General features: G+C 52.9%; 17 protein-coding genes. 6 read left to right on the top strand and 11 right to left on the bottom strand.

Features of this window, described 5'->3' with window-relative positions; genetic code table 11:
• Window positions 1-240: 240 nt before the first annotated feature.
• Window positions 241-1,938 (bottom strand): chloride channel protein, encoded by a 1,698-nt coding sequence (locus I2123_RS11635; protein WP_213050480.1) that lies wholly within the window; start codon window positions 1,936-1,938, stop codon window positions 241-243.
• Between the two features lie 174 nt (window positions 1,939-2,112).
• Here I2123_RS11635 and I2123_RS11630 point away from each other — a divergent pair, with 174 nt between their 5' ends.
• Complete coding sequence (locus tag I2123_RS11630; protein WP_112168953.1) at window positions 2,113-3,222, top strand: AI-2E family transporter; 1,110 nt, start codon at window positions 2,113-2,115, stop codon at window positions 3,220-3,222.
• 67 nt (window positions 3,223-3,289) lie between these two features.
• Here I2123_RS11630 and I2123_RS11625 read toward each other — a convergent pair whose 3' ends face one another.
• On the bottom strand, window positions 3,290-5,047 hold the full coding sequence (locus I2123_RS11625) for a sensor domain-containing phosphodiesterase (protein ID WP_112168954.1): 1,758 nt from the start codon (window positions 5,045-5,047) through the stop codon (window positions 3,290-3,292).
• A gap of 473 nt (window positions 5,048-5,520) precedes the next feature.
• Between I2123_RS11625 and iraP the strand changes: the two genes are divergently transcribed.
• Together iraP and I2123_RS11615 are read left to right on the top strand one after the other, a co-directional pair.
• On the top strand, window positions 5,521-5,868 hold the full coding sequence (gene iraP, locus I2123_RS11620) for an anti-adapter protein IraP (RefSeq protein WP_112168955.1): 348 nt from the start codon (window positions 5,521-5,523) through the stop codon (window positions 5,866-5,868).
• A gap of 126 nt (window positions 5,869-5,994) precedes the next feature.
• Window positions 5,995-6,279: an ElaB/YgaM/YqjD family protein gene (locus tag I2123_RS11615; protein WP_213050479.1), complete on the top strand. Its 285-nt coding sequence runs from the start codon at window positions 5,995-5,997 to the stop codon at window positions 6,277-6,279.
• A 99-nt stretch (window positions 6,280-6,378) separates the two neighbouring features.
• On the opposite strand, the gene I2123_RS11610 is transcribed toward I2123_RS11615, so the two are convergent.
• The 4 genes from I2123_RS11610 to I2123_RS11595 form a co-directional block, all read right to left on the bottom strand.
• Window positions 6,379-6,828 (bottom strand): YcgN family cysteine cluster protein, encoded by a 450-nt coding sequence (locus I2123_RS11610; RefSeq protein ID WP_112168957.1) that lies wholly within the window; start codon window positions 6,826-6,828, stop codon window positions 6,379-6,381.
• A 128-nt stretch (window positions 6,829-6,956) separates the two neighbouring features.
• The gene (locus I2123_RS11605) at window positions 6,957-7,613 is read right to left on the bottom strand and encodes a fumarylacetoacetate hydrolase family protein (RefSeq protein ID WP_213050478.1); all 657 of its coding nucleotides are present in this window, start codon (window positions 7,611-7,613) and stop codon (window positions 6,957-6,959) included.
• A 25-nt stretch (window positions 7,614-7,638) separates the two neighbouring features.
• Window positions 7,639-8,826, bottom strand: a complete 1,188-nt coding sequence (locus tag I2123_RS11600; protein WP_112168959.1) for a lytic murein transglycosylase — start codon at window positions 8,824-8,826, stop codon at window positions 7,639-7,641.
• 122 nt (window positions 8,827-8,948) lie between these two features.
• The gene (locus I2123_RS11595; RefSeq protein WP_213050477.1) at window positions 8,949-9,221 is read right to left on the bottom strand and encodes a YcgL domain-containing protein; all 273 of its coding nucleotides are present in this window, start codon (window positions 9,219-9,221) and stop codon (window positions 8,949-8,951) included.
• A gap of 136 nt (window positions 9,222-9,357) precedes the next feature.
• On the opposite strand from I2123_RS11595, the gene minC reads away from it, so the two are divergent.
• The 3 genes from minC to minE are packed head-to-tail and all read left to right on the top strand — an operon-like array spanning window position 9,358 to window position 11,157.
• On the top strand, window positions 9,358-10,047 hold the full coding sequence (gene minC / locus I2123_RS11590) for a septum site-determining protein MinC (RefSeq protein WP_112168961.1): 690 nt from the start codon (window positions 9,358-9,360) through the stop codon (window positions 10,045-10,047).
• 24 nt (window positions 10,048-10,071) lie between these two features.
• The gene (minD, locus tag I2123_RS11585; RefSeq protein ID WP_056770068.1) at window positions 10,072-10,884 is read left to right on the top strand and encodes a septum site-determining protein MinD; all 813 of its coding nucleotides are present in this window, start codon (window positions 10,072-10,074) and stop codon (window positions 10,882-10,884) included.
• 3 nt (window positions 10,885-10,887) lie between these two features.
• Entirely contained in the window at window positions 10,888-11,157 is a 270-nt protein-coding gene (minE, locus tag I2123_RS11580; protein WP_056770062.1) for a cell division topological specificity factor MinE, read from the top strand.
• A gap of 362 nt (window positions 11,158-11,519) precedes the next feature.
• Here minE and rnd read toward each other — a convergent pair whose 3' ends face one another.
• The 5 genes from rnd to I2123_RS11555 form a co-directional block, all read right to left on the bottom strand.
• Window positions 11,520-12,641 (bottom strand): ribonuclease D, encoded by a 1,122-nt coding sequence (gene rnd / locus I2123_RS11575; protein ID WP_213050476.1) that lies wholly within the window; start codon window positions 12,639-12,641, stop codon window positions 11,520-11,522.
• A gap of 96 nt (window positions 12,642-12,737) precedes the next feature.
• Entirely contained in the window at window positions 12,738-14,435 is a 1,698-nt protein-coding gene (fadD, locus tag I2123_RS11570; protein ID WP_112168963.1) for a long-chain-fatty-acid--CoA ligase FadD, read from the bottom strand.
• A gap of 305 nt (window positions 14,436-14,740) precedes the next feature.
• Window positions 14,741-15,373, bottom strand: coding sequence for a Slp family lipoprotein (locus I2123_RS11565; RefSeq protein WP_213050475.1), 633 nt, complete (start codon window positions 15,371-15,373; stop codon window positions 14,741-14,743).
• Window positions 15,374-15,431: 58 nt separating this feature from the next.
• The gene (tsaB, locus tag I2123_RS11560) at window positions 15,432-16,136 is read right to left on the bottom strand and encodes a tRNA (adenosine(37)-N6)-threonylcarbamoyltransferase complex dimerization subunit type 1 TsaB (RefSeq protein WP_213050474.1); all 705 of its coding nucleotides are present in this window, start codon (window positions 16,134-16,136) and stop codon (window positions 15,432-15,434) included.
• A 72-nt stretch (window positions 16,137-16,208) separates the two neighbouring features.
• Window positions 16,209-18,122: a DNA repair helicase YoaA gene (locus tag I2123_RS11555; RefSeq protein WP_112168966.1), complete on the bottom strand. Its 1,914-nt coding sequence runs from the start codon at window positions 18,120-18,122 to the stop codon at window positions 16,209-16,211.
• Window positions 18,123-18,264 lie beyond the last annotated feature (142 nt).

The following is an 18,264-nucleotide window of genomic DNA, read 5'->3' as shown; positions in this document are numbered from 1 at the left end:
ATTCACGCGCGTGATGAGCCCCTTTGATTGCGATCAAGTGAGCGCCGTCGTATAAAAATTCACATAACGGTGATTACCCCCAAAGAGGTATTTGAAAAAACACACGTAACCCGCTGATTTATTTTATGAAAATATCTGTATCTGGGATTTTTATCGCCGGAGAGGCAAAGGGTGGAAAATGAGGGGTATTACAAACGCCAGCCGGTCTGCGTCACAGAAACCGGCAGGCATTATGGGTAATCAAATGAAGTCTTTGGCTTTACTGAGCAATGCGGCTTTGGTGATAACACCCAGCAGACGCCGGGATTGTGCGTTTTCCAGCACCGGCAAACGTTCCAGCGGCGAGTTGCTGAACATTGCCCACGCCTGCTCGTAGCTGGCCTGCTGGAACAGCGTGGTGAACTCCTGTTCGATAAACGCATCAATCGGATCATCAGATTTCAGGCTGCCGTCGATAATACCGCTCGCCAGCACGTTGGTCGGTACCACGCCGAGGAACCGCTCTTCCCGGTCCACCACATAGACGTAGCGCGTGCGCTGCTTCAGCCCTTCGCTGACCACTTCAGATAATGAGGCGTCGACGTACATTTTCGAGCAAGGGGTCACCAGCGAAGCAACGGTGCTGTATTCGAATTCATTCTTCGCTAGGAAGCGGGCGTTGTGGCGCGTCAGCACCGGGTAAGTGCCGCCCTCTTTCAGGCGCGAAGCAACGACGTAAGAAATCGCGGTTGCCAGCATCAGCGGGAACAGCAGAGAGCTGTTGAGCGTCATTTCGAACGCCATCATGATCGACATCAGCGGTGCGTGGCTGGTCGCCGCGAGCAGTGCGCTCATGCCGATGGCTGCGTACAACCCGACCGGTCCGGGATCGAACCCCAGCCATTGCAGGCAGGTACACACCAGCGCCCCGCCCGCTGCGCCAATCAGCAGCGACGGCGTAAACAGCCCGCCAACGGCGCCGGAGCCTATCGTTATCGCCGTGGCGACAATTTTTAAAATCAGCAAGACCAGCAGCGACGTCTGCAAATCTCCGTTATTTAAAATCAGATCGATGACTTCAAAACCGTTACCCAGCACCAGCGGCGAAATCATCGCCACCAGCCCGACCCCCAGCCCGCCCAGACCTAGCCGCAGCGCCGGATGCGAGATGGGTTTCATCCACTGACGGACTTTATCGATCGAGGAGATAAACAGCGGCCCGAGGATCCCGGTCGCTGCGCCGATGATCAGTACGGTGATGATCGCGCCAAATGACGGACTAAAGGTTGCCGAAGAATAGAGATACAACGGCGCATAGCCGGTCAGCGAGCGAACGGTAAGCACGGCAACGGATGCCGAAATAAATAACGGTATCAATCGCTGGACAGCGGTCACGCCAAAGGCGATTTCTGCCACAAACAGCGCACCGGCAAACGGCGCGTGATACACCGCTGCCAGCCCGCCCGCCGCGGCCATCGCGATAATATCGGACTGATGGACGCCTTTAAAACGCGAAAAGCGCCCGAGCAGGCTGCCGCTTAGCGCCGACAGCTGCACCATCGCGCCTTCACGCCCGATCGACCCGCCGCTGGCGATGCTGGCGAGCGACGACAGACCGCGCAGCACCGTGCTGACCACCGGAATCCCCGGCAGCCGCTGGTCGATCACATCAAGATAATCGGGCATTTTGCCGTGCTTTTCTTCATGCCGCAGCGCCCACAGCAAAATGAAACCGGCAATAATGCCGCCCGCCGTGGTGATGAGCGGCCAGACCAGTCTCGGATATTCATTAAAGGCTTTGGTGATATCGCTGCCATCGGCGAACATCAGGCCGTTGATACCGGAAATCGCACCGCGAAAGGCGATCGTCACCAGTGCGGCGACAATCCCGGTGGGAATGGCGATCAGCAGGTTTACCCAGTCACCCTTTTGCAGGGAATCGAATGCTTTCAGGCCCATCAGGTTCTCTTAGTGGAAAAGGTGCTGGCAGGGAGAATAGCATTTTGGCGGGCGTTTCTCATGCCCGTGACCAGCGGTGAGGCGCAAGAATACGGTCAGGCAGGAAGTAATTTTTGCAAAAACGAAGATGCACTCTATGCTTCGTGAGCAACAGGTACATTCAAAGGAATTAATATGGTGGTTAAAGGTCTTTCCAAGGGGTTTTTTCTTACGATTTTACTGATCGTAACGTTGGCTTTTTTTGATGTTTTGCAACCTTACTATTCATCCGTTTTGTGGGCGATTATTCTGGCCGTGATTTTCAATCCAATGAAAAACCGGCTGAAACAGTATGTTGGCGATCGTAACGGTCTGGTCTCGTTGCTGACGGTGCTGATCATCTGTCTGATCGTCTTCACGCCACTGGCGATCATTGTTTCCTCGCTGGCGATTGAGTTCAACGCGGTCTACACCAAGTTGCAGGGGAATGAAACGCAGCTGCCGATGATTCTGGCGGATGTGATTCATCATCTTCCGCGCTGGGCGCGTCACTTCCTTTCCGACCATGATCTGGACAGCACCACTGAAATCCAGAAGAAACTGTCAGACGTGGCACTTCAGGGTAGCCAGTATCTGGCGGGCAGCGTGTTCGTGATCGGTAAGAGCACCTTCGGGTTTGCTCTGGGTTTCGTCATCATGCTGTACATTTTGTTCTTCCTTATCAAAGACGGCGCATATCTGGTGAACCTGATTCTGGCCGCGCTGCCACTGTCGAGCTACGTGAAGCATCACCTGTTTATGAAGTTTGCTGCCGTGGCGCGTGCGACGGTCAAAGGCACGGTGGTAGTAGCGATCGTTCAGGGTGCGCTCGGCGGTATTGCGTTTTACATCGCCGGTCTCGAAGGAAGCTTACTTTGGGGCGCGCTGATGGCGTTTCTGTCGATCATCCCGGCAGTGGGCTCAGCCATTATCTGGGTGCCAGCGGCGATTTATTTCTTTGCCTCCGGCATGTTGTGGAAAGGCGTTTTCATCGTGGTGTTCTTCGTGGTGATTATCGGCCTGGTGGATAATATTCTGCGTCCGCTGCTGGTCGGCAAAGATACCAAAATGCCGGATTATCTGATTCTTATCAGTACGCTTGGTGGGATGGAAGTCTACGGCATTAACGGATTTGTCATCGGTCCTCTGATTGCGGCGCTGTTTATCGCCTGCTGGAATATTCTGTCCGGGCGCGATCACCGCGATAATATTGATGAGATTGACGAAGACTTTATCGAAGAAGGGAAAAATCATCCGGGCGCCTGATAGCGCCCGGTGGTGATTTCATAATGAGCGGCTTAATCCCCGCTCATTTTTTTTGCCTGTGGCCAGCCTACACTGCCGCACGCTCCTCACACCACTGTTCGAAGAGTTCCGGGTTCAGCGGTCGGGAGTAGAAATACCCCTGCACTTCATCGCATCCCAGCCCGCGCAAAATATCCACCGTTTCTTCGTTTTCGACCCCTTCCGCCAGCACTTCATAATCCAGCTGTTTGAGTAAACGGATGACGTTTCTGACGATCACCAGACTGCCGTGATCGGTAGAAATGGTGCCGACAATCGAACGGTCGAGTTTAATGGTATCCATCGGGATTTTACGCAGGACGTTAATGTTGCTGTAACCCGAGCCGAAATCATCCAGAGAAATACGGAATCCGCGCAGCTTGAGCATTTCAAGCCCTTCCAGCGCATCGGGGCTTTCGAGCATTTTCTCGGTTTCCAGACACTCCACGCTGAGTAAAGAAGGCGACAGCGTATGGCTGAGCATTTTCTCTTCCAGCGCGTCGGCAAAACCGGGGCGGGAAAAATCACTGGCCGCCAGATTTATTGAGACCGGAACCTGAAAGTTTTTATCGCACCACAGGCTTATCTGCCTGATGGCATGTTCGATAACCCAGTCGGTCAGTTCGCTCATCAGGCTGGTTCTTTGCACCAGCGGAATAAACTGGCCGGGCATGATTTCGCCCAGCAACGGATGCTTCCAGCGGATCAGCGCCTCTGCACCGGTCACGCTGCCGGTGGTCAGGGAGATTTTCGGCTGATAGACCAGATACAGGCCGCTGCCCTCGTGAAGCGCCTTGCGCAGTTCGGACAGCAGCTGAAAATCATTTCTCTTTTTGTTGTCGATCTCGGCATCGTACGTCATAAAGCGCTTTTTCTGACTGATCGCCTCATGCAAGGCACTCACCGCGCGGCGCAGAATTTCGGCAGGGGTCAGTTCGTGGGAATACGCACCAGAATCGCCAATGTGAATATCCAGATTAAGCGGGATCTGGCTGTTGAGGCTGGCCTGCGTGCCTTTCAGGGTGTCGGCGATAGCCTCAAGTGTGGTGGACTCGCTGTCTTTGAGCAGGAAGGCGAAGCGTCCGACCGCCACCGCGTATAACAATCCATCCAGATTAAGTTTGGCTTTCAGCTTGAGCGCCATATCCTGCAACAGGCTTTCCACCGCGCCCATCCCCAGAGACCGCGCAACCTCATAGGCAAAAGCGATATCGATGCAGTCGATAATCACCAGCGTGTTGTCCGGACCGCTCAGGTAGGACATATCGCGCAGCAGTCGCTGACGGTTGGGCAACAGCGTCACAATATCGACATACCCGACGGCGTGCCAGGTTTCCAAAAACACCGAAACCAGATCGGCGATTTTCTCGAAGGTTTCGATATCTTCCGCTGAGAATTCGCGCGCCTGATTGTCCAGAAGACACAGCGTTCCGACGATCACCCCTTCACGGGTTCTGAGCGGGCAACCGCCGTAGAAACGGATAAACGGCGCTTCATGCACCAGCCGGTAGTGCCTGAACATATCATCCTGCAAGGTATCGTTGCAGATCAGGGTTTGTTCGCTGCGCACGGTATGCGCACAAAAGGCATCGGTCAGGCTGGTTTCGGTAAACGGCACGTTTTGGGCGGATTTAACAAACTGTTTTTCGTCATCAAGGACGGAGACAAAACACATCGGCACGTTGAGTAAGCGACAGGCGAGAAAGGTGTACTTTCGCAGCGTATCGTCACGGCCTCTGTCATCTGCTTTAAGAGCATCGATCGCCGCATGCCTTTTTGCTTCATTGTTACTTAGATTGGTCAGCATGGTTACACTCTTAAAATCAGAAAATTTTCTAATAATATTCTTATACCTTTTTTACATCGTATTCGACCCGTTCAGTATCGAAGCGCTATTACAGGTATAAAAGCCCTTAATTTTATTTAATTCAGCGGGGAAACTGTTAAGAAAGGTAAAACTCTGCGCCTGAAACAGGCGTCTGGCAAGGTTAACCAATAACGATAAAATAACAAAGAAAATGCTAAAAAACTCACATTTCGCGCGTTGCGAGGCGTTGTCCTCATGCATCTCATGGATTATCTGTTTTAGTCTGTGCTAGCCTGCTGGGAGAAATCTGCCGTGACGGGCGAATACATTCCGCAGGCTGGCACGCAGACTCTTCCAGATTTTATTTAACCAATTGATTAACTATCAGATTATCTGAACATCACAGACAGTCGTTGAACCGGGCGAAGAATTAACGAGCGGGTAACACTTCTCTATCTGTAGGAGCTACACAAATGAAAAACATTATTTTAAGCATGATCGCGAAGATCTCCCGGATGGAAGCAGACGCCAAGCAACTCACCGCGCAGGTGGAGGCCCAGTCCCTTCTTCTTAGTGCACTGTTTTTAACCGTGGGTAAAAACGGCGGTCCGCAGGAAATTATCGAGAGCGTGAATAAAGCCATTAACTCAGTGCTCGATTCAGACGATGATTCCATGAAATCGGATGCGACACTTTTATTCGAGCAATTTCAGTCGATTATTTCGACCACACGGTTAATCGATCAGGCTGATCCGGAACTGAATGCCGATACCCTGAACGCAATAAACGGCAAAGGCCCGGACGCTGTGGCAGAATCATAACAACAAGTTAACAAACGCCGGACGAGTTTGGGCCCTGCCTTCGGAAAAGTCCTGTAATGCTGTCTGAAAAGTGCAATGACGGAAATTCCCGACTACGCTTTAAGTCTGCAAACAAAGGAGAATACGATGTCATCACAAGATTATGATAAAGACCTGAACAAAGACGCAAACCGTCTGGCCGATAAAGTTGAAAACAAAGCCAATGAATTTGCCGGTGAAGCGCAGAAACAGTTTGGCAGCTTTGTTGACTCACCTAAGCATCAGATTGAAGGCGCTGCCCGTAAGTTCTCCGGACAGGCAAGCGAAGCCCTCTCGGGCGTGGCTGACAAGGTAAAAGAAAACCCACTGTCTGGCCTTATCGCCGCAGGTGCCATTGGTGTTGTGCTGGGCTTGTTGCTTGGCCGTAAGTAACAAATCTTTTAAGGATCGGGTGACCGGTCCTTAGAAACAAAAATCCGGAACTCATGGTTCCGGATTTTTTTTGGAATTTTTTGACTGACGCAGAGGGAATTACTTCGCCCAGCTTGGTTTATTTAAAATGTGATCCTGCCAGTCTTCCACGTCATCTTCACGAACGGCGATGTAACGCACGGAAATCTGCGCAGTGTGCATCGCAGATTTAGAGGCTTTGTTCAGCAGCGGATGCCACGGGAACAGCGGTTTGCCTTCGCCAATCAGACGATAGGCACAGGTCGGTGGCAGCCAGTCGAAAGTGGTCAGGTTTTCGCGGGTCAGTTTGATGCAGTCTTCTTCGAGCGTAAAACGACGCTCGTAGTTGCGGCACTGACAGGATTTGATATTCAGCTGGTTGCAGGCAACGTTGGTGAAATAGATTTCTTCGGTATCTTCATCAATCAGCTTGTGCAGGCAACATTGTCCGCAACCGTCGCACAATGCTTCCCATTCTTCGTTGGTCATTTCAGGCAGCGTCTTTTCCTGCCAAAAAGCGGGTTCAGTCATAGTGTGCATCCGGTAGAAGTAAAATGAGGGTGCTTATATAGACGCTTTGGCCGTCAGATGCAAGCAAAGCCGCCGGAAAGCAGTTCCGGCGAAGAGGGACTTTGTTTTAAATCACTCACAGACGCGGCTCAGATCACCCGCGTAGTGACTTGCTTATCATTAAGTGTAGCTAAGATTTCATCTCCCGCGTTTAACGGGCCAACGCCGTGCGGTGTGCCAGTAAGAATGATGTCGCCGGCGCGCAGGGTGAAAAAGCGGCTCATGTAAGCAATCAGCGGCACAATTGGCGTCAGCATGTCGCGGGTATTACCTTCCTGGCGGATTTCGCCATTGATCAGTAAGCGCAGCCCGGTCTGCTGCGCATCACCAAATTCACTCACGGGAATAAAACCACTGACCGGACAGGACCCATCGAAACCTTTGGCCTTTTCCCACGGCTGACCGGCAGCTTTGAACTGCGTCTGTAAATCGCGCAGCGTCAGATCCAGCGCCAGTCCGTATCCGGCAATCGCATTGGCGACGCGGTCTTCTGTCGCATGTTTCAATGGCGTGCCGATAAGCACCGCCAGTTCCACTTCGTGATGTACCGAACCGAGACCCGTGGGCAATGCGATGGGCTGACGGATATCGCACAGCGCCGTTTCCGGTTTGATAAAAATAACCGGCTCGGCAGAAACCTGACTCCCCATCTCTTTAATGTGATCGGCGTAGTTATTGCCGACGCACACCACCTTGTTTACCGGAAAATCCAGTAAAGCGCCCTGCCAGTCTCTGTGTTGGTACATAACGCGACTCCTTAGTAGAAAGTCCTTAACCGCTGAACGGATTATGCGGCGCAGGTGCCAGCGGTGCGGACGGCGTTGCAGGTGCTGGTGCTGCTGGCGTTAATTCGCCAGACATTGCCGGAGCCTGTCCCTGTGCGGCCATAATGCCGTCAGCCATCATACCGATGCTCAGTGCGAAATAGGTTGAGCGATTCCAGTGCATGATTGTGCGGAAATTGTCGTAAACCAGGAACGCTCGCCCCTGCACGTCATCTGGCGTGATAATCCACGCACGGGTCGCCGTCGAGGCCAGCGGGCTGCCATCTGCCTGAGTCACCCCCTGTTGCTGCCAGTAGCTGGCGGGGTGCATCTGGTTATTTTTCAGGCCTGCCTGAGCGGCATCAAAGTTAGCCGGAAGTTTAACTTCCTGACCCCAGCCCTGATTGCCTTTCCAGCCTTCTTTAGATAAGTAATTTGCCGTTGAGGCAAACACGTCGTCGGTGTTTTTCCAGATATCGATTTTGCCGTCGCCGTTGCCATCAGCGCCGTAGTTAAGATAGGAACTCGGCATGAACTGCGATTGTCCCATCGCGCCCGCCCACGAGCCTTTCATCATATCGCTGGAAGCATGGCCGGAATCGACGATTTTAAGCGCGGACATAAACTCTTTGGTGAAGAAAGCTTCGCGGCGGCCTTCGAAGGCCAGCGTCGCCAGCGCCGAGAACACATCCTCTTTCCCCTGAATTTTACCGAAGCTGCTTTCCATACCCCACAGGGCGACGATGTACTGCGGCTGCACACCATAACGATCGCTCGCCTTTTGCAGGGCAGGCAGGTTGTTGCGGTACTGTTCCTGGCCGGCTTTTATTTTCCACTCAGGCAGAACGCGGGTCAGATAATCGTCAAGGGTGATTTTCTTTTCGAGCTGATTGCGGTCGGAACTGATGACGCGATCGACGAAATGGATATTAGCGAAGGTGCTGTCAATGGTCTGCTGGCTGATGCCCTGCGCACGCGCCTGAGCCTTAAGCTGTTCTACGTATGCCGGAAACTCTGCCGGATCCCTGCCCTGTTCGGCCAGAGAGGTTTTCGCGGGCGCAGCAGTAGGTGCTGTAGCAGGTGCCTGGGCAGCAGCGGCTGGCGGTGTTGCGGGTTGCCCGGAGGTTGCTTTCTGTGCTGCGCAACCGCTGAGGATAATCAGGGGCGTTAAGACTGCCAGTGCCGACAATTTCATCAAACTCTTCCTTTTGACATTCAAAAAATGATTCATCGCTGTAACCTTAGATACTACAACGATGAATGCAAGTTAAGACGTCTGAAAGTTCGGGAATTGGCGAAACAAATGTCAGGAACGCGTTATTTATTGCTGTCACTCAGGTGAGTGTTCAATAAACTTTCAACCGGCGGTGGAACTTGCAGATAATAACCCTGATCTTCGAGTGCCTGTCGTACTTTGGCAATATCGGCCGTGGCTAATTTTTCGCGGGTGGCCAGATTTAGCATCATTGAAAACTGTGGCACGCCAAAACCTTTGAGTAATTCTTCAGGCACGCGAGCGAAATCGTCTTTTTTTTCTACATAAAGATATGTCTGGTCACGTTTAGTACTTCGATAGATCGCACAATACATTTTTTTAACTCTATTAAATTGAAACGGTGGCTTGCCTAGATATAACTGTAACTATACCATGCTTAACGTACATCGGAATATCGCCCCCCGAGTGGTATTCCGGGGATTTAGAGTTGCAAAGACTGAGTCAGGATAGATGTCACAATCGCCAATAGAACTAAAAGGCAGCAGTTTTACCTTATCGGTTGTTCATTTACACAGTTCACAACCTGAGGTTATTTATCAGGCATTACAGGAAAAAGTGGAGCAAGCGCCCGCCTTTTTGAAAAATGCCCCTGTTGTTATCAACGTTGCCTCACTGAGTGGTGAAGCAAACTGGAAAGACATTCAACAGGCTGTCGCTTCTGCAGGCTTTCGCGTTGTTGGCATCAGTGGTTGCAAAGACGAAAAGCAAAAACGCGCACTTTCCCGCACCGGTCTCCCGTTGCTGAGTGAAGGCCGTGCACAGCGTATCGCCGCAGAGCCGCCTGTTCCAGTCGTGCCCGACAATGCCCCGGCCAAAACCCGCATTGTCAGTACTCCGGTCAGATCCGGACAACAAATTTACGCCCGTAACAGCGACCTCATTGTGACGAGCAGCGTCAGCGCAGGTGCGGAACTGATTGCCGATGGCAACATCCACATCTACGGCATGATGCGAGGAAGAGCGCTGGCCGGTGCCGCCGGTGATGCAAATTGTCAGATTTTTTGCACACACCTCGGCGCAGAGTTAGTCTCTATCGCAGGGCAATACTGGTTGAGTGACCAAATCCCGGCCGATTATCTCGGTCAGGCCGCGCGCCTCAGCCTGATAAATAACGTGTTAACCATACAACCTTTAAACTAAGCCCTTTTGACAAGGAATCCATTCATGGCACGCATCATAGTTGTTACATCGGGTAAAGGGGGCGTTGGCAAGACCACTTCAAGCGCGGCCATCGCTACCGGTTTAGCTCAAAAAGGCAAGAAAACTGTTGTTATCGATTTCGATATTGGTTTACGTAACCTCGACCTGATCATGGGCTGTGAACGCCGTGTGGTCTACGATTTCGTTAACGTGATCCAGGGTGATGCCACGCTGAATCAGGCTCTTATCAAAGATAAGCGCACCGATAACCTGTTTATTCTTCCGGCTTCGCAAACGCGTGACAAAGACGCGCTGACCCACGAAGGCGTTGAAAAAATTCTTAATGATTTAAACGAAATGCAGTTCGACTTCGTGGTGTGTGATTCCCCTGCGGGTATCGAAACCGGCGCGCTGATGGCTCTGTATTTTGCCGATGAAGCGATCATCACCACTAACCCGGAAGTCTCTTCCGTTCGTGACTCCGACCGCATCTTGGGCATTTTGTCTTCAAAATCTCGTCGTGCGGAGAAAGGCTTAGAGCCTATCAAAGAACATCTGCTTCTCACTCGCTATAATCCGGGCCGTGTAAGCCGTGGCGATATGCTGAGCATGGAAGACGTGCTGGAAATCCTGCGTATTCCACTGCTGGGCGTGATCCCTGAAGACCAGTCAGTACTGCGTGCGTCCAACCAGGGCGAGCCGGTGATCCTGGATCAGGAATCCGATGCGGGTAAAGCGTACGATGACACCGTCAGCCGTTTGCTTGGTGAAGAACGTGCGTTCCGTTTTATTGAGGAAGAGAAGAAGAGTTTCCTGAAACGCCTTTTTGGGGGATAAACCATGGCCTTGTTAGATTTCTTTCTGTCCCGTAAAAAGCCGACAGCCAATATAGCCAAGGAACGGCTACAGATCATCGTAGCAGAGCGACGCCGGGGGGACAGCGAGCCCTCCTACTTGCCAGACCTGAAGCGCGACATTTTAGCGGTGATCTGTAAGTATATTAAGATTGACCCTGAAATGTTGCAGGTTCAATTCGAGCAAAAAGGTGACGATATCTCCGTACTGGAGCTGAACGTCACCCTGCCGGAATCGGAAGAAACGCCTAAATGACAGCAGTTGAATTGCCTGTTTTGATGGTTTTTCTGCCAAAATAGTGCCCCCTTGTTTTTCAGGGGGGCTACTTAAAAGTAACTCGTTTAATTTTTACACTGTATAAAAGCCCACTGTTTAAATAGCCAGTTTTTAATTTTTATCTCTCTCTTTTCTTTTTTCCTGCAAAATTCTGATTAAGACTCCTCCCATTTAGCCTTGTCTTCATTCGCTTTAGTGTGGCCTCATGCCTTTTACTCGTCATGTCATTACGGATTATTAAAACGACGGCTGGAATAAAATCTAGACATAAAAAAAGAGCGGAAATAATTCCGCTCTTAATATCTCTTCACTGAATTTAATATCCCTTAAGGGACGTCGAATCAGTAATCTTTCAGTATTTCTGCCAGCCTTTCCGCTAACAGTTTACCGCGCCAGCCACTGATTAATTCTGGCTGAGATTCCTTGTTCTTTAACTTCCAGTGGCTACTGAGCAATTGGTTAATCTGGCGGCGTGAAGCCAGCAATTCGACGCTCAGTCCGCTCTCTTCGCTCACCGTCTGAATCAGCGCTTTAATGTCTTTGAAGACTTTGCGATAGCCCGCCTGGTCGATCAGATTGAGGATAGGTGCAGGAAGTTCAGACTCATCGAGCGCATTGGATTCTTCTACTAACGCCAGCAGCGTGCGGCCATGATAACGAATCTCCGGGCCGCTCAGGCCAAGGGATTCGAGCTCACCCAGCGAACCAGGCTGATAACGCGCGACCTGCCAAAGGTTTTCTTCACGCACAACAAAATTCACTGCCAGGTCACGCTGACGCGCCTGATTAAGGCGCCACGCGGCCAGCAGCTTCAGGCAGCCCAGCTGACGCGGACGCAGCTGGAAAGCATTGGTGATTTCGAGATAAGCCATTTCCGGTTGCAGCACTTCTTTGCGGCGGCGGCACAGAGCCAGACACTCATCCAGCGCGGCGTCCATCCACCCTGCTTCTTCGGTTTCTTTCATCAGCTGATCGGCAAGCGGCAACAAGTACCAGACGTCTGCGGCAGCGTACACGCACTGCTTTTCGCTCAGGGGACGGGCAATCCAGTCGGTACGCGATTCACTTTTATCCAGCTCCACGCCGGTCGTTTCCGCCACCAGACGCGCAAAACCACAAGACAGCGGACGACCGCTGAACGCGGCCAGAATCTGCGTATCAATCAGCGGCGTGGGCATCACGCCAAACGCGTTGAGGAAAACTTCCAGATCTTCGCTGCCCGCATGCAGGAATTTCACCACATCAGGATTGGTCAGCAGATCGATAAAGGGTTGCCAGGCGGTGATCGGCAAAGGGTCAATCAGCGTCAGCTTTTCGCCGTCAAATAACTGGATCAGGCCCAGTTGCGGGTAATAGGTGCGAGTGCGGACAAACTCGGTATCCAGCGCAATTTTACTGTGCGCTTTGGCCTGAAGGCAAACCTGCTCCAGTGCGTCATTGGTAGTAATCAACTGATAATTCAAATCTTAATTCTCTTAATCATAACTGCGTTATAACGTGACAACGCCGGACAATGCCGGCGTTGGGAGTCTGACCACGACTGAACAGCGCGCTAACCGTTATGCAGCGTCCTGTTTGGGATCGGCTTTCGGTTTTGCCTGTTCATCGCGAAGTTCGCGCCGGAGGATTTTTCCAACGTTAGACTTCGGTAACTCGTCGCGGAACTCGACTATCTTCGGGACTTTGTAGCCGGTTAATAACCGGCGGCAATGTGCCAGGAGTTCTTCGCTGGTCAGTGACGGGTCTTTCTTCACCACGCAAATTTTGACGATTTCACCCGACGCGTCATTCGGTACGCCAATAGCAGCGACCTCAAGAACCTTGTCATGTTGTGAAACCACCTCTTCAATTTCGTTAGGGTAGACGTTGAAACCGGAAACCAGAATCATGTCTTTTTTACGGTCAACAATCCGTATGAAACCCTGCTCGTCCACTGTAACGATATCGCCCGTCGATAACCAGCCATCTTTTAGCACCTCATCGGTGGCCGATGGCCGTTGCCAGTAGCCCAGCATCACCTGCGGGCCACGTACCAGCAGCTCGCCCGGCTCGCCTGTGGCGACATCCTGACCGTTATCATCCACCAGCCGTATTTCCGTCGACGGCACCGGTAATCCAATGCTACCGCTGTAATGCTTCAGATCGTACGGATTGCCGGCCACCAGCGGTGAACACTCGGTCAGACCGTAACCTTCCAGCAAATGTTTACCGGTGAGTTTTTCCCATTTATCCGCCACCGATTTCTGCACCGACATCCCACCGCCCACCGAGAGACGCAACGTTGAGAAATCCAGCTCGCGGAAATCTTCGTTATTGAGCAGCGCATTGAACAATGTATTCACGCCACTGATAGCGGTAAATGGATACTTCGACAGCTCTTTCACCATGCCCGGCACATCGCGCGGATTAGTGATAAGCAAACTGCGCCCCCCCATCTCGAGGAACAGCAGACAGTTCACGGTCAGCGCGAAGATGTGATACAGCGGGAGCGCCGTCACCACCAGTTCATGCCCCGGTCGCAGCAGCGGCGCGTAGGCGGCTTTCGCCTGCTCCAGATTCGCCTGCATATTGCGATGAGTCAGCATCGCGCCTTTCGCCACGCCGGTCGTGCCGCCGGTGTATTGCAAGAACGCCAGATCGTCATTAATAACATCAGGTTTGATGTATTGCAGGCGACGTCCACGCTGCAGGGCCGTGCGAAAAGAAATTGCGTTGGGCAGATGGTATTTTGGCACCAGCCGTTTGACATATTTGACGACAAAATTCACCAGCGTGCCTTTGGCCGCCGAGAGCTGATCGCCCATGCGGGTCAGGATCACGTGCTTTATCTGCGTTTTGTACACCACTTTTTCCAGCGTATGGGCAAAGTTGGAGACAATCACAATGGCGCTTGCGCCGCTGTCATTAAGCTGATGTTCAAGCTCCCGCGGCGTATACAACGGATTGACGTTAACCACTACCATACCGGCGCGCAGAACACCAAACAGCGCAATTGGGTATTGCAGCAAGTTAGGCATCATCAGTGCTACACGATCACCTTTCTGCAAACCCAGTTCGTTTTGCAGATAGGCGGCAAAGGCACGGCTGCGCTCTTCGAGTTTCCGAAAAGTCATCACCTCGCCCATGTTGATGAAAGCCGGGCTGTCGGCATAACGCAACGTGGCGTTCTCAAACATTTCGACCAGCGAGCTGTAGCGGTCGGGGTCGATGTTCTCAGGAACATCTGCCGGATAACGTTTTAGCCAAACCTTTTCCAAGGTATCACTCCTGAATTTGTTACCGTCTCAATTCGATATGCGACGAGTTTTATCACGTCTTTAACAATATTTTAACTCAGCTTACCAGTTGCGTTTTAAACAATGTCGAGGTTGAGAGGCGGGTCACTATTTACCTGCCATCCGTGGCAAAAAAAGAAAAAGGCGGCAATTAAGCCGCCTTAACAACGATCTCATCCGTCTGTTATTTCTTCGGTGGCGGCACAACAGGTTGCGCACCGTGGGCAGGAGGTGGCGTCCCATGCGGCGGAGATCCGCCACGCTGGGGTTTCCCACCGTGAGGCGGTCTATTCGGTGACGACGCTCTCCACCCGTGCGGGCCCCATGTCATACCAGCCGGGCCCGAACCCCGGCCCAAATCCTCGCCCCCAGGAATCATAAGGGCCTCCATAGCCCCAGCCCCACGGCCCCATCGGCTGCGGCGGCATGACGACCTGCTGCTGGATCCGCCAGCGTTTATAGCTGTTGACGTTCACCGTCACGAAATCATACGACGTCTCGCCAATCTTACCTTTCTCAACGCCGGTAATCGGCCCGACCACGGTGACCAACTGGTTGCGGTAATCGACCGGATCCACAAACCCGTTGATGTAGGCCAGAATGCGCCCGCGTGATGCTGCGCCTAAAATCGGTCGCGCACTGTCATCAAGAAGAACGGTGGCAATTTCGAGGCGGGTTTTGTTTTGCAAATTAGTGATGGAAACTACTTTGCCGCCAAAACGCGACTCCTGCCCGACGTACAGATTCGGCGCGCCCTGCACCGCTTGTAAATTCATCTGCGGCGTGGCCGTCGTGCCACGAATTTCATCGGGAACGGTGACACACCCGGATACAATCAGCACGCTCAGTGCGACTGCACTCAACGCCAGTTTTTTACCTTGTATAGCTGAGAACTGCTGAACTGTGGACCACTTACGCATTGCAATGACTCCTGTGCATACTCTCAACTCTGACCGCTGTTTTAGGGACAAGTTGCCGTCATTCCCGGCCGGGCAGCTTTTTCCACGTCACTTCATTACGCAGATAGGTGGGTTCAGCGTCTTGCGGATCCACGCGAACGCCGTTTTCCCAGAGCTGGAGCGCCAGCGGCAGCATGTCTTCCGCCTGCGGCAGTAACATTTTGCCATCAAATAATTCTGCAACAGAAGATTCACCCAACAAATGTGGATAGGTTTCCCAGCCGGTACCAACGGTGGCAAACCGCCCCGACAACTCTGCTGCATGCACCAGAAGCTGTTCCGGCTTGATCACTTTTTCCGTGCCTTCGCCGTGCCAGACTCCCTGCGTATCGCGGCTGAATTCGCCCCAGTACACTTCACCCATACGGGCATCAATGGCGGCCAGCACGTGTTCTGCGCCAGTCTGGCGATACGCGCCCTGCGCCATGGTTTGCAAGGTCGAGACGGGGAGCAACGGCAATTCTGCTCCAAACGCCAGCCCCTGAGCCACGCCAATGCCGATACGCACGCCGGTAAAGCTGCCCGGCCCACGGCCAAAAGCCAGTGCGTCCAGCTGACTGAGCGTCAGCCCGGCTTCGGCGAGGATCTGCTGCACCAGCGGCAAAATACGCTGCGTATGCTCGCGGGCGCAAAGTTCAAAATGAGCGAGCGTTTCGCCCTGATTGTAAATCGCAACCGAACAGGCTTCTGTCGCCGTATCAATTGCTAAAATTCGTGTGGACATGCCAAACCTCAGGCGGGGGATTGAATGAGTTAAACCCTTTTTTGCGCGGCGGATCCTAGCATAAACAACGGGCTATTTCTGCTCTTCAACGTTTTGTAAAAAACGGATCGCTTGCGCCAAATCACGTGTGCGCGGTGCGGGTGGCAGGCTGTTGAGGAAAACTTCGCCATACGGACGCATCACCAGCCGGTTGTCGCAAATCACCATCACGCCGCGATCGTCGGTATCACGGATCAACCGGCCGACGCCCTGCTTGAGCGTGATCACCGCATCGGGTAATTGTACTTCATTGAACGGATCGCCGCCGCGCAGGCGACAATCCTCAATACGCGCTTTCAACAACGGGTCGTCCGGCGAGGTGAACGGCAATTTATCAATGATGACACACGACAGCGCATCACCGCGTACATCGACACCTTCCCAGAAGCTGCTGGTGGCAACCAGCAACGCATTGCCGGCTTCAACAAACTGCGCCAGCAGCTGGCCTTTACTGGTTTCGCCCTGCAACAGCACCGGCAAGGTCAGCGTCGCGCGGAACTCTTCAGCCAGCTCACGCATCATCTGGTTCGACGTACACAGGAAGAAACAGCGGCCTTTATTGGCTTCGATCAGCGGACGCAACATCCGGGCCAGCTGTTTCGAAATACCGCGAACATTGGTCTCAGGCAGAAAGCGCGGCACGCACAACATGGCCTGCGTGGCGTAATCAAACGGGCTGGGGAGCAGCAGGGTTTCGGCGTCATCCAGTCCCAGACGGTCGGTAAAATGATGCAGCTGATCGTTCACCGAAAGCGTCGCGGAGGTAAAAATCCATGCGCCCGGTTTTTCTTTCATCATGTCACTGAATTTATCGGTGACTGACAGCGGCGTCAGAGCCAGCACGAAGTTACGCGAGTTGCATTCATACCAGTAGCTGTAGCCGGGAATCGAGACGTCTTTCAGGCGCTTAAGACGGTTGCGGTACAGCGTGGCGCGCTCGAAGGCGGCATCCAGCAAAGCTGAACGGCCAAGCGACAGTTTGACCACGTCGTAGCAAAGCTCCAGTGCATCATCGAGCAGTAACAGCGCGCGCTGGATCGCTGTCTGGCTGAGCACGTCACGCAGATTGCCACGAAAACCGGGCTCGCCGAGCGCCAGACGGAAATCCATCGTGCTCTGGCTCAGGCGGTCGGCACTTTTCTGCAACTGCACGGAGTCACGCACTTCGGTGCGGTAAGCGATGTTGATATCTTTCGCCATGTCCAGCAGCTGGCGGCTGGTGAGCTGCTGGCCAAAATACTGGCTGGCGATATCGGGGATCTGATGAGCTTCATCGAAAATCATCACGTCGGCCTGCGGGATCAGTTCACCAAAGCCGCTCTCTTTGACCACCATATCGGCCATAAACAGATGATGGTTGACCACCACGACGTCAGCATCCATCGCCTTACGGCGGGCTTTGACCACGAAGCACTCTTTGTACAGCGGGCAGTCGCTGCCGAGGCAATTGTCGTTGGTGCTGGTGACCAGCGGCCAGACAAAGCTGTCTTCCGGCACCACGTTGCAGGTGCTGATATCGCCCTCTTCCGTGTTGCTCGACCAGTGACGAAGATGCGCCAGCTCGCTCAGTGCCTGACTGGCGAGATCGCCGCCAGACAGCGACTGCTGTTCAAGACGTTCCAGACACAGATAGTTTGAGCGCCCTTTCAGCAGCGCCAGACGCCCTTTGAATTTCAGCGCGGCGGCGACTTTAGGCAGGTCGCGGGAATAGAGCTGATCCTGTAAGTTTTTAGAGCCGGTGGAGATGATGACTTTTTTGCCCGAGCGCAATGCCGGGGCGAGATAAGCGTAGGTTTTGCCGGTGCCCGTACCGGCTTCCACCACCAGCCCCTGCTTTTCGCTGATGGCTTTGCTGACGGCCTGCGCCATCAGACGCTGAGGTTCACGGGGTTTAAAACCTTCAATTTTCTGCGCTAAGGCGCCGTCTGTTGCAAAATCGTCTGTCACGCTGTCTCTCTACCTGTACGGATCAGCAGTGATTATGCCAATCCCTTGCCTTCACTACCACCGCCATCTGCCAATCCAACGCATTCAGCCTTTGTGATACCCTTACAACCATCAATAAAAAGTGACTAACCGGAGCACACAA

The organism is Rahnella inusitata (assembly GCF_018288855.1).
GTDB lineage: Bacteria > Pseudomonadota > Gammaproteobacteria > Enterobacterales > Enterobacteriaceae > Rahnella > Rahnella inusitata.
The sequence above is the reverse complement of the archived record's forward strand: the minus strand, read 5'-3'. Positions and strand labels throughout refer to the sequence as shown.

What these genes read in the sequence shown, in the direction of transcription:
- iraP (WP_112168955.1), top strand. Translation starts at nt 5,521, where the DNA reads ATGAAAAACATTATTTTAAGCATGATCGCGAAGATCTCCCGGATGGAA.
- I2123_RS11605 (WP_213050478.1), bottom strand. Translation starts at nt 7,613, where the DNA reads ATGTACCAACACAGAGACTGGCAGGGCGCTTTACTGGATTTTCCGGTA.
- tsaB (WP_213050474.1), bottom strand. Translation starts at nt 16,136, where the DNA reads ATGTCCACACGAATTTTAGCAATTGATACGGCGACAGAAGCCTGTTCG.
- I2123_RS11610 (WP_112168957.1), bottom strand. Translation starts at nt 6,828, where the DNA reads ATGACTGAACCCGCTTTTTGGCAGGAAAAGACGCTGCCTGAAATGACC.
- I2123_RS11630 (WP_112168953.1), top strand. Translation starts at nt 2,113, where the DNA reads ATGGTGGTTAAAGGTCTTTCCAAGGGGTTTTTTCTTACGATTTTACTG.
- minD (WP_056770068.1), top strand. Translation starts at nt 10,072, where the DNA reads ATGGCACGCATCATAGTTGTTACATCGGGTAAAGGGGGCGTTGGCAAG.
- I2123_RS11565 (WP_213050475.1), bottom strand. Translation starts at nt 15,373, where the DNA reads ATGCGTAAGTGGTCCACAGTTCAGCAGTTCTCAGCTATACAAGGTAAA.
- minE (WP_056770062.1), top strand. Translation starts at nt 10,888, where the DNA reads ATGGCCTTGTTAGATTTCTTTCTGTCCCGTAAAAAGCCGACAGCCAAT.
- I2123_RS11595 (WP_213050477.1), bottom strand. Translation starts at nt 9,221, where the DNA reads ATGTATTGTGCGATCTATCGAAGTACTAAACGTGACCAGACATATCTT.
- I2123_RS11625 (WP_112168954.1), bottom strand. Translation starts at nt 5,047, where the DNA reads ATGCTGACCAATCTAAGTAACAATGAAGCAAAAAGGCATGCGGCGATC.
- minC (WP_112168961.1), top strand. Translation starts at nt 9,358, where the DNA reads ATGTCACAATCGCCAATAGAACTAAAAGGCAGCAGTTTTACCTTATCG.
- I2123_RS11615 (WP_213050479.1), top strand. Translation starts at nt 5,995, where the DNA reads ATGTCATCACAAGATTATGATAAAGACCTGAACAAAGACGCAAACCGT.
- I2123_RS11635 (WP_213050480.1), bottom strand. Translation starts at nt 1,938, where the DNA reads ATGGGCCTGAAAGCATTCGATTCCCTGCAAAAGGGTGACTGGGTAAAC.
- I2123_RS11600 (WP_112168959.1), bottom strand. Translation starts at nt 8,826, where the DNA reads ATGAAATTGTCGGCACTGGCAGTCTTAACGCCCCTGATTATCCTCAGC.